At 68.7% G+C, this 9,949-nt stretch carries 10 protein-coding genes; 6 read left to right on the top strand and 4 right to left on the bottom strand.

The features are described from left to right. Window positions 1-136: 136 nt before the first annotated feature. From efeB to FPZ12_RS04225, 4 genes are all read right to left on the bottom strand, one after another. Window positions 137-1,384, bottom strand: a complete 1,248-nt coding sequence (efeB, locus tag FPZ12_RS04240) for an iron uptake transporter deferrochelatase/peroxidase subunit (RefSeq protein WP_144758034.1) — start codon at window positions 1,382-1,384, stop codon at window positions 137-139. After that, window positions 1,381-2,505, bottom strand: coding sequence for an iron uptake system protein EfeO (efeO, locus tag FPZ12_RS04235; protein WP_144758048.1), 1,125 nt, complete (start codon window positions 2,503-2,505; stop codon window positions 1,381-1,383). The genes efeB and efeO overlap by 4 nt, the downstream gene beginning before the upstream one ends. Before the next feature lie 8 nt (window positions 2,506-2,513). Continuing rightward, window positions 2,514-3,362 (bottom strand): iron uptake transporter permease EfeU, encoded by an 849-nt coding sequence (gene efeU, locus FPZ12_RS04230; protein WP_144758035.1) that lies wholly within the window; start codon window positions 3,360-3,362, stop codon window positions 2,514-2,516. A 230-nt stretch (window positions 3,363-3,592) separates the two neighbouring features. Continuing rightward, window positions 3,593-4,519 carry a M56 family metallopeptidase gene (locus tag FPZ12_RS04225; protein WP_144758036.1) on the bottom strand — a complete coding sequence of 309 codons (927 nt, stop codon included), beginning with the start codon at window positions 4,517-4,519 and terminating at the stop codon, window positions 3,593-3,595. 61 nt (window positions 4,520-4,580) lie between these two features. On the opposite strand from FPZ12_RS04225, the gene FPZ12_RS04220 reads away from it, so the two are divergent. From FPZ12_RS04220 to FPZ12_RS04190, 6 genes are all read left to right on the top strand, one after another. After that, window positions 4,581-4,958, top strand: coding sequence for a BlaI/MecI/CopY family transcriptional regulator (locus FPZ12_RS04220; RefSeq protein WP_144758037.1), 378 nt, complete (start codon window positions 4,581-4,583; stop codon window positions 4,956-4,958). 259 nt (window positions 4,959-5,217) lie between these two features. Further along, complete coding sequence (locus FPZ12_RS04215) at window positions 5,218-6,093, top strand: cupredoxin domain-containing protein (RefSeq protein WP_144758038.1); 876 nt, start codon at window positions 5,218-5,220, stop codon at window positions 6,091-6,093. 17 nt (window positions 6,094-6,110) lie between these two features. After that, window positions 6,111-6,455: a hypothetical protein gene (locus FPZ12_RS04210; protein ID WP_144758039.1), complete on the top strand. Its 345-nt coding sequence runs from the start codon at window positions 6,111-6,113 to the stop codon at window positions 6,453-6,455. A 633-nt stretch (window positions 6,456-7,088) separates the two neighbouring features. Next, window positions 7,089-7,487 carry a histone-like nucleoid-structuring protein Lsr2 gene (locus FPZ12_RS04200; protein ID WP_144758040.1) on the top strand — a complete coding sequence of 133 codons (399 nt, stop codon included), beginning with the start codon at window positions 7,089-7,091 and terminating at the stop codon, window positions 7,485-7,487. Between the two features lie 261 nt (window positions 7,488-7,748). Then, window positions 7,749-8,852, top strand: a complete 1,104-nt coding sequence (locus FPZ12_RS04195; RefSeq protein ID WP_144758041.1) for a phosphotransferase family protein — start codon at window positions 7,749-7,751, stop codon at window positions 8,850-8,852. After that, the gene (locus tag FPZ12_RS04190; RefSeq protein WP_243769662.1) at window positions 8,837-9,946 is read left to right on the top strand and encodes an Rv3169 family protein; all 1,110 of its coding nucleotides are present in this window, start codon (window positions 8,837-8,839) and stop codon (window positions 9,944-9,946) included. Before FPZ12_RS04195 ends, FPZ12_RS04190 begins: the two co-directional genes overlap by 16 nt. Window positions 9,947-9,949 lie beyond the last annotated feature (3 nt).

The following is a 9,949-nucleotide window of genomic DNA, read 5'->3' as shown; positions in this document are numbered from 1 at the left end:
CACCCACATCGACCCCCACCAAGAACCCCGCCGCAACACCCTCCACACCATGCGCACCTAAAAAGAACGAGCCTCTCCCCGAACCGGCGCCGGCAGAGGGCGCGCAAACAATGTCGCGCATCGGCGTCACCGCCGGCTAAGCGAACAGCCCGTCACCCCAGCTCGAATCCGGGCCGACGCCCGGCGGGATCGCGAAGTGCGCGGAACCGGTGTGCTGCACGTACTCCATCATCGCGTCCTTGGCGGAAAGCGCTTGCTGCATCGGGATGTACTGGGTACGGGTGTCGCGGTTGAACGCCAGGAAGAACAGGCCCGCTTCGAGGTGCCCGACGCCGTCCGAACCGTCGACGAAGTTGTAGCCACGGCGCAGGATCCGGACGCCGTTGCGGGTCTGGTGCGACGCCAGCCGGATGTGCGCGTCCTCGGCGATCAGCGGCTCCCCGCCCGCGCCGCCGACATCGAGGTCGACCGGGTCGTACTCGCCGGACTGACCGAGCGGCGCGCCGGAATCCTTGGTACGCCCGATGATCTGCTCCTGCCCCTCCAGCGACTCGCGGTCCCAGGTCTCGATGTGCATCCGGATCCGCCGCGCCACCAGGTACGTGCCGCCGGTCATCCACTCCGGCCCGTCCCCCGCCTGCGCCCACACCTGATCGCGCAGCACGTCGGTGTCCTCGGACTTGATGTTGTTCGTGCCGTCCTTGAAACCGAACAGGTTGCGCGGGGTCTGCTGGGCACGCGAAGTGGACGAGCTGCGCCCGAAACCGAGCTGCGACCACCGCACCGCCGTGGTCCCGAATCCCAGCCGCACCAGGTTGCGCACGGCGTGCACCGCGACCTGCGGATCGTTCGCGCACGCCTGGATGCACAGGTCGCCACCGCTGCGCGCGGGGTCGAGCTTGTCCTTCGGGAACGCCGGGAGATCCACCAGCTGCGGCGGCCGTTTCGCGGCGAGGCCGAACCTGTCGTCGAACAACGAAGGCCCGAAACCGATGGTGAGCGTGAGATCCGAGGCAGGCAGGTCGAGCGCTTCGCCGGTGTCGGCCGGCGGAGCCTGCGCCGCCCCGCCCACGGCACCGTCCGGGGTGACCTGCTGGCCCGCCGTCATCCGCCGCGCGGCGTCGGTCCACGTGCGCAGGAGTTCGCGCAGCGCGGCGACTTCCGTCGTGGTGACGTCCAGCGCGGCGAAGTGCAGGTTCGCCTGCGTCGGGGTGACGATGCCCGCCTGGTGCTCCCCATGGAAGTCCACGGCGGACATCGCTGCGGGCTCGGTGGCGCCCGCCACGAGCCGGTCGGCGCCCACCCCGGCCGCCGCCCCGGCTCCGGCGAGTGCGATACCCGCGCCGGTCAGGCCGAACAACTTGCGACGGGTGACACCGGTCATTGCGCGACGACCTCGGCGACCTTGCTCAGCGGCTCGCTCAGCGCGTCCACGGCCGCGGCGAACTGCTTGATCTCGTCCTGGGACAGCTGGTTGTAGTACTTGAACCCGTCGCCGACGCGCGTCTTGTCCAGCAGGCTCTGCACGTTCGCGAACTCACTGTCCAGAGTGGACACCAGCGCGGCGTCCTTCTGCTGGATCAACGGGCGCACCGCGGCGATCGCGGCCTTCGAACCGTCCAGATTGGCCTGGAAGTCCCAGAGATCGGTGTGCGAGAAGGTTTCCTCCTCGCCGGTGATCTTGCCGGTGGCGACCTCGTCGAGCAGTTCCTTGGCGCCGTTGGCCAGATCGAGCGCGGACAGCTCCAGCGTCTTGGCCTTCGCGACCAGGTCGTTGACGTCGGTGACGAGCTTGTCGGCGATCTGCGCGCTGTCGGGCTGCAGCCCGGTGACCCACAGATCCTTCTCCAGCCGGTGGAAACCGGTGAACTGCTCACCCGGTTCCAGGTCCGCCTCGCGGTTGTCGATCGCCGGGTCCAGGTCGCCGAACTTCTCGGCCACCGGTTCGATCCGCTCGTAGAACACGCGGGTCTGCGCGTATTCGGACTTGGCCTGCTCGACATTGCCGGACTTCACCGCGTCGGCGAACTTCACGGTTTCCGTTGCCAGCGCGGCACTGTTGTTCTCGACGTAGGTCGCGTAGCTCTTCGTGGCCGCGGCCTTCTGCGCGTCGGCGCCGCCCTGGGGCTGGGCGCTGCCGGTGACGGTGAACGTCCCGCGGATCCCGTTGCCGACCATGCCCGGCTTGCACGCCGTCTGGTACCTGCCCGCTTCGGGCACCTGCACGATCAGCCGCCGGTTCAGCCCCGGCGCGATGTTCTCGACCTCGCCCATGATCCGGTCACCCTCGGCGTAGAGGTAGAACTCGGTGACCTTGCTGCCCTTGTTGGAGATCTCGAACGTCACGTTGCCGGCGGTCGCGGAGGTCGTGGAGACCTGGCACGAGCTGTCCGAGGCGTCGACCCTGATCGGGCCGCCGGCGCCGGAATCGCTGCTGCCACAGGCGGACAGCGCCACCAGCGCGCCGGAAGCGGCGAGCGCGGCGAGCGGGGTTCGGGTGGACAGGGGCACGATCACTCCTCTGCGATCGCGGCGGCTGCCGCGGTGGGGACGGGCTTTTTCTTGGCGGGCCTGAGGAACAGCGGCAGCACGATCGCCACGTAGGCGACCCACGCGACGGCCTGCAGGACCGTGGTCTGCTGCGAGTAGTTGAAGATCCCCTTGAGCAACGCGCCGTACCACGAGTTTTCCGGCAGCGCGTTCGAGGCGTCGAAGGCCAGGGTCGTGAGCCCCGGCAGGAATCCGGCCTCCTGCAGATCGTGCAGGCCATAGCCGAGTACACCGGCGGCGACGAAAACCAGCAGCACACCGGTGATGGTGAAGAACTTCGCGAGGTTGAAACGGACCGCGCCGCGGTAGAGCAGGTACGCGAGCACGATCGCGATCGCGATCCCGATGACGAACCCGATCAGCGGCTGGATCGTGTCGGCCTGCGCCGTCTGCACGGCCGAGTAGAAGAAGACGGCCGTCTCGAGCCCTTCCCGGCCCACGGCGAGGAACGACAGCAGCAACACGGCGGCGGGGCCGACCTTGAGCGCGTCCTCCATCTTCCCGCGCAGCTCCGCGGCGATGTGCCGGGAAGCCTTGCGCATCCAGAAGATCATCGCCGTGACGAACCCGACCGCGACGATCGACAGGCTGCCGCCGAGCAGTTCCTGATGCTCGAAGGTCAGCTGCGCCGTGCTGTAGGTGAGGATCGCGCCGACGGCGACCGACAACAGCACCGCGGCGCCGACCCCGGGCCACACGTAGCGGAGCGCTTGCCTGCGGTCGGTTTTGACCAGGAACGCCACCAGGATGCTCACGACCAGAGCCGCTTCGAGCCCTTCGCGCAACCCGATGAGCGCACTCGAAAACACCATCGGTCAGCCTTCCTCCGGACTCGCCTCAGCGGTGCTCGGCGCATCCGTTGTGCCGCAACGGTTTTCTTCTCCGCGCAGCACGAACCAGGCCATCCGTCCAGGATGGGGACACGGTGTGATCCGGGCACCGGCCGTCACCACGCACGGGCGACGGCGACCATCTACATCGAAGTAGAAGATAGCCTAACCTAAACGCCGGAGGGAACCCCCGGGCTCACGATTTTTCGGCGTCAGCGGCCCAGGCTCGCGAGGTTCAGCAACTGGACCAGGTCAGCGCAGCATTCGACGGTCCACACGAGGGTGCTGGCCGCCACAACCGCGGGGACAACGGCCTGCCAGCGGCCCAACCGGCCGGGCCGCAACAAGGCGCGCACGCGGTCCGGCACCAGGCCCGGCGACGAGCCCATCGCCATGAGCTGGGCGCCGGCAAGGCTTGCCCGCGCGGCTCCCTTCGCGGCGAGCGCGGCCTCGCCGATGGCGACGGCGACCTGCCGCCTGTCGCCCAGCTCGCCGACCGCCGCCTCGTCCGCGGCCCGCTCGACGAGGAACCCGACCTTGCGCGCGACGGGCCGGAGCACGGGGTGGACCGTCGCCGCCAGATTCGCGATCCACACCAGCACGTGATGATTCCCGGCCAAGTGGGCGCGTTCGTGCGCGACGAGGGCCTGGTACTGGCGGTCGTCGAGCAGCTCCCGCATCCCGGCCGTGATCACGATCCGGCCCGGTTTGCCTGGCAACGCGAACGCGTCGGCCCCGGGTTCGGGCACGATCACCACGTCCTGGCCCGGGCCAAGGAGGTCCGCCTCGCGCCGGGCGCTACGCAGAGCACGGCGACGACGGCGCAGCGTGCGGACCACGGCGACCGTGGCCACGATCACCCAGGCCAGCGCCAGCCAGGTGACCCAGGGCTCGTGCTTCGTGTCGGCGGCCACGACCTCCCCGGACAGTCCGCCGGCGCGGGCGAGCACCGGGATCTCGGCCAGCGCCGCGACCGCGAAGGCCAGGAGGTTCAGCGCCGCGGCGACCGCGGCCGCCAGCGCCGACCAGGCGAACACGCGCGCGGCGAGGTCCGGGCGGAACCTGTCGGCCAGCGCCCACGACGCCAGCAGCACGATCAACGGCACCGACACGACCGACCAGGCGAAATGATCGAACATCCGGGCCTCCCACGGTGAGCTTCCCGGCTCACGCTACCCCGTCGGTAGACTGTGATCCGCCATGCACAGTGACTCCTCGCGGCCGCGGCGCAAACCCGGCGCACTGGCCACCGAAATCCTCACGGTGCTGACCGAGGCCGAGGCAGCACTCACCCCCGGCGAAGTCCTCGAGCGACTGCCGCAGGACCGGAAACTCTCTTACAGCACCGTCGTGACCACGCTCACACGGCTGCACGAGAAGGACGCCGTGACCCGCGAGCGCGACGGGCGGGCGTTCCGCTACTCCGCCAACGGCGACCCGTCGACGCTCGTCGCGTGGCGCATGTCCCGCCTCCTCGACGCCGAAGCCGACCACGCCTCCGTGCTCACCCGGTTCGTCAGCGACCTCAGCGAGAAGGACGAGCAAACGCTGCGGAACCTGCTCGCGGGCGAGGAGTGAAGCGGGCGGGTTCTTGAACGGAAAACAAGAACTTTTTTGTCTGCCAAGGGAATCCGGTCGTCCATAAAGGACGGCAAAAATAACGGCACAGGGTCTTTACTTTCAGGTGAGCCTTACCTAATGTCCACTCATCGAGCGAGGACGTCCCTCGCGGTGAAGTGAACAGGCGGCTCCGAGGACCCGGGGACCGCGGTGTTCCTCTTGTCCCACGTGCCATCGACGGCGCCTTCTGGCCGCGGAACCCTCTCGGAGGAAAACCATGAACACCAGGACTGTCTTCAGCCTGCTCGGAATCGGCGGCACGAGCCTCCTCCTCGCGGCCTGCGGCGGCGAATCGGCCCAATCACGGGCGGGCGCGATTCACGTCGAGGCCGGTGACACGACCTGCCAGCTGGCGAGCACGACCGCGTCGGCCGGGTCGATTTCCTTCGAGATCGCCAACAAGGGCGGCGAAATCACCGAGTTCTACCTCTACGGCGCCGACGGCCGGGTGATCAGCGAGGCGGAGAACATCGCGCCCGGCACCAGCCGCACGATGACCGCGCAGGTCACCGAGCCCGGAAAGTACACCACCGCCTGCAAACCCGGCATGCGCGGCGACGGCATCCGCGACGAGTTCGCCGTCACCGCCGCCGGTGCCGCCGCGGCGGCACCGGCCGTCCCGCAGGGCGTCGTCACGCAATACACCTTGCTAGAACAGGAAATCAAGGACGGGGGCGGCCAGACCACGGCCGGGCCCTGGCGCGTCGCTTACATCGTCGAGGGCGCGGAAGCCTGGTACCACAACGAAAACGGGCAACAGCACTTCCGCGAGCCCGCGCCAGGCGAAACACACCACATCGAGATCATTCCGATCGAGGCCGCCACCGGCCGCATCGTGCCGGAGGTACCGATCGCCGTCGAGGTCGTCGACAGCGCCGGCAAAGTCGTGGACAGCAAGGAACTGAACTTCTACTATGCCGAGTTCTTCCATTACGCCACCAACTTCTCCATCCCGCAGGCCGGCACGTACACCCTGCGCGCCAAACTCGACCCGCCGACGTTCCTTCGTCACGGTGAGGAAAACGAGCAGCCCGCACTCGCCGATGGCGCGCAGGTCTCCTTCGAGAACGTCGAGCTGAAGCCGGAAAACTGAGGTGTGGAGGAGCCGCAGTGGATCGCAAGCGAGCGCTGGCCTGGGCGGGCGCCACCTCGGCCACCGCGTTGTCCGGGGTGCTGGCGGCGGGTGCGGTGTTCGGGCTCGTCGACGGCAAATCGGGCAGCCGCACCGAAACCGCGGCCCGGCCGGTGGTCGTGGAGCCACACCCCCGCGCCGTCGTTCCCCCGGCGCAACCCATGGCCACACCGGAACACGTGACAACCACGGCCGAGATTCCCCGGGTCGCCGGCATCAGGACCGACGAGGTCATCGAGAAATCCGGCCCTGCCGCGCGCGAAAAACACAAGCACACCGGTAAGCGGAAACGCGCCCACGGAAAGGGACCCAAGGATGACTGAGCAGATCCGGCAACCGGCGTCGATCGCCCGGATCCTCGCCCTCGGCGCGGTCGCTTCCGGCGCCTTGCTCGTGATCGCGGCGCTGGCGGCCTTCGCCGAACCGGAACGGGCCGTGCGCCACCGGGTTTCTCGCCGCGTGCATCTGGGTCTCCGCGCACGTGCAGGTGGATCCGGCGCTGCACCCTCACCGACGTCATCACCGGCACCACCCGCCTGCACCTGCCGATCTGGGGCGGGCTGGCCGGGCTGATCGTCAGCGGCACCCTGCTGCGGCCGGACCTGACGGCCACGCTCACCCAGATCAAACTCGGACTGGTCGCGATGCTCACCGTGAGCGGCATACAGGCGGGCCTGCTCACCCGGCGAATGCGCCGGTACGACAAGGCAAGCCTTCCGCCTCGCGTACTGGCCTGGGGTGCGGTCACCGCGCTGCTCTGCTCTCGCAGGGAGGCTGGTGGGGCGCCATGATCATCGGATTTCTCACCAGCCGGAGCTGAAAACCGAAGAACGGCGCACTGTCCGGATGAGACTGTCGATACAGGCCCTGAGCAGTTGTCACGGTCACGGGCTAAGCTGAATTCCACCCGAGACGGGACACTTTGGAGAAGACCAGAGAGGACACCGGAGAAGTTCATGGCACAGAAGGTCCAAGTCGACCTGGTCGACGACATCGACGGAAGTGACGCAACACAGACGGTCCCGTTCACATTGGACGGTGCGGCCTACGAGATCGACCTGTCCGACGACAACGCCGCGCACCTGCGTGACCAGCTTGTGCCTTTCATCACGGCGGGCCGCCGCGTCGGGGGCCGCAAGATCCGTTCCCGCGGCGCCGCCGCCACGAGCGGCGCGACCACCGCCGACCGCGAACACTCCCGCGCAGTCCGGACCTGGGCGCTCGACAACGGCTGGGCCGTATCCGACCGCGGCCGTATCCCGCTCGAGGTGCAGAACGCGTACAAGGCCGCCCAGGAGAAAGCCGCGACGAAAGCCAAAGCCAAGTCCCGGCCTCGTTCGCGCCGCAAGAAGTAAACACCCCCAGGCAACCGGGCCGGTCACGAATCGTGGCCGGCCCGGTTTCGTGTCCGGCCACAATGGACAGTCGGCGCCGCTGACCACACGCCAACAGGGCCGTCGACAGCGGCCAGACGGACCGGCATCTTGCGCTCCGGGCGAGCTCTCGCTCATACTGACCAGCCACGCTATTAGAACTTGTTCTAGGAGGCGGCCGTGGCAGTGTTGCCGGGGCTGACGGCTGAAGGCGGGGAACCCGACCCCACCCGAGAGCTCGTCATGCGAACCACCGAACAGGATCTCGACGAGCTCAGCCGCGGACTGGCGGCGTGGCTGAGCGGGCCGCTGGCGGCGAACGGCCCGGTTTCCCTCACGAACGTGCAAGTCCCCGAGGGCGGCGGGCTGTCCAGCGTCACGTTTCTCGCCGACGCCGAATGGCGCGAGGGCGGGCGAATCCGGCGCCGCCCGATCGCGGCGCGGGTCGCGCCGGAGAACAGTTCCTTCCCCGTGTTCCCCGAGTACGACCTGCGACTCCAGTACGACGTGATGGCCGCCGTGGCGAGACACGGACGTGTGCCTGTGCCGCCATTGATCGGCATCGACGCCACCGGCCGCACGCTCGGCTCGCCATTCCTGGTGATGGACCGGATGCCGGGCGAGAAACCCGGCGACAACCCGCCTTACGTGTTCGGCGGCTGGCTTTACGACGCCTCGCCGGACCAACGCCGCGCGGTGCAGGATGCGACGGTCGATGTGCTCGCGGGAATCCATTCCCTGCCCGAACCCGCCACCCGGCTACCGGCACTGAGCACCGGCGGGAAAGACGCTCTGCGCTGCCATTACGACCGGACGACGGCCCATTACGAATGGTCGCGCCGCAGCGACGGGATGCGGATCCCGGTACTGGAAAACGCTTTCGCCTGGCTCGAGGAAAGGTGGCCACGGGACACCGGCGAACCCGTTCTCAGCTGGGGCGACGCGCGGCCGGGCAATATCCTCTACGAGGACTTCGCGCCCCGCGCCGTCCTCGACTGGGAGATGGCCGCGCTCGGCCCGCGCGAGATCGACCTCGGCTGGTACGTGTTCCTGCACCGGTTCTTCCAGGACATCGCGGAATCGGCGAACGTGCCGGGCCTGCCCGATTTCGCCCGCCGGGACGACGTCGTCGAAACGTACGAGGACCGCACCGGGTATCGCGTGCGCGAGTTCGACTGGTACCTGGTCTACGCCGCCGTCCGGCACGGCGTGGTGATGAGCCAGATCGCCCGGCGGATGATCCATTTCGGCGAGCTCACGCCCCCGGAGGATCCCGACGGCTACATCCTGCACCACGAAGCACTCGACCGGCTGGTGAAGGGAACCTACGCATGGCCGACCCGATGAAGCCCACCGACCTCGACGAATTCCCCGTGCACCAGGCGCCGGTCCCGATGGCGCGGGTCGCGACCAGCGACCGGAACTTCTACGACCGCAGCTACCTCAACGCGCACGACCGCGAAGGCACCTTCCTCGTGACAGGCCTCGGGCACTACCCGAACCTGGGGGTCAAGGACGCGTACGCCACCGTCCGCCGCGGCGACACCCAATGGACCACCCGGTTTTCCGACGCCCTCGACACCCGCACGACGGACCAGGAGGTCGGCGGCTACCGCGTCGAAGTGCTCGAACCGCTGTCGAAACTGCGCGTGGTGTGCGAGTCCGAGTCGCTGTCGTTCGACCTCGAGTGGAACGGCTCCTTCCCTGCCCTGCTCGAAGAACGCCACCTGCTGTTCAACGGCCCGCGCACGACGCTCGACGCGCAGCGGTTCACGCAGGTCGGCACATGGGCGGGCACCCTGAACGTCGACGGCACGGACATCGCCGTGTCACCGGAAACCTGGGTGGGCGCGCGCGACCGGTCGTGGGGCATCCGGCCGGTCGGGGACGGCGAACCGGCGGGACGTTCCGCGGACAGCCCGCTCGAAGGGTTCTGGTGGGTGTACCTGCCGCTGCGCTTCGACGATTTCGCGCTGATCATGATCCTGCAGGAGGAACCCGACGGCTTCCGCACGCTGAACGACGCGCGCCGGGTTTTCGCCGACGGGCGGGTCGAGCAGCTCGGCTGGCCGCGCATCGACATCCGGTACCGCAGCGGCAGCCGCCACCCCGAGGCGGCGACCGTCCACCTCACCACGCCGGAGGGGAAACCGCTGGTCGTGGAGATCGAGACGGTCACCTCGATCGCACTGCAGATCGGCGCCGGCTACGGCGGTGACCCGGACTGGAGCCACGGCCAGTGGAAGGGCCGCGACTGGTCCTCGGCGTCGGTCTACGACCTCACCAGCCCCGAGATCATCGCCCGGCTGCCGTGGGGCATCTCCGACCACGTGGCCCGCGCCCGCTGCGACGGCCGGACCGGCTGGGGCATGTTCGAACATGCCAGCATGGGCCGCCACGACCCCACCGGATTCGCCGACTGGACCTCGCTGGCCCCCTAGGCA

Source organism: Amycolatopsis acidicola (genome assembly GCF_007713735.2).
GTDB lineage: Bacteria > Actinomycetota > Actinomycetes > Mycobacteriales > Pseudonocardiaceae > Amycolatopsis_E > Amycolatopsis_E acidicola.
Note: the sequence above shows the minus strand (reverse complement) of the source record. Positions and strands in the feature narration are given on the sequence as shown.

What these genes read in the sequence shown, in the direction of transcription:
- FPZ12_RS04195 (WP_144758041.1), top strand. Translation starts at nt 7,749, where the DNA reads ATGCGAACCACCGAACAGGATCTCGACGAGCTCAGCCGCGGACTGGCG.
- FPZ12_RS04225 (WP_144758036.1), bottom strand. Translation starts at nt 4,519, where the DNA reads ATGTTCGATCATTTCGCCTGGTCGGTCGTGTCGGTGCCGTTGATCGTG.
- FPZ12_RS04215 (WP_144758038.1), top strand. Translation starts at nt 5,218, where the DNA reads ATGAACACCAGGACTGTCTTCAGCCTGCTCGGAATCGGCGGCACGAGC.
- efeB (WP_144758034.1), bottom strand. Translation starts at nt 1,384, where the DNA reads ATGACCGGTGTCACCCGTCGCAAGTTGTTCGGCCTGACCGGCGCGGGT.
- FPZ12_RS04200 (WP_144758040.1), top strand. Translation starts at nt 7,089, where the DNA reads ATGGCACAGAAGGTCCAAGTCGACCTGGTCGACGACATCGACGGAAGT.
- FPZ12_RS04220 (WP_144758037.1), top strand. Translation starts at nt 4,581, where the DNA reads ATGCACAGTGACTCCTCGCGGCCGCGGCGCAAACCCGGCGCACTGGCC.
- FPZ12_RS04190 (WP_243769662.1), top strand. Translation starts at nt 8,837, where the DNA reads ATGGCCGACCCGATGAAGCCCACCGACCTCGACGAATTCCCCGTGCAC.
- efeU (WP_144758035.1), bottom strand. Translation starts at nt 3,362, where the DNA reads ATGGTGTTTTCGAGTGCGCTCATCGGGTTGCGCGAAGGGCTCGAAGCG.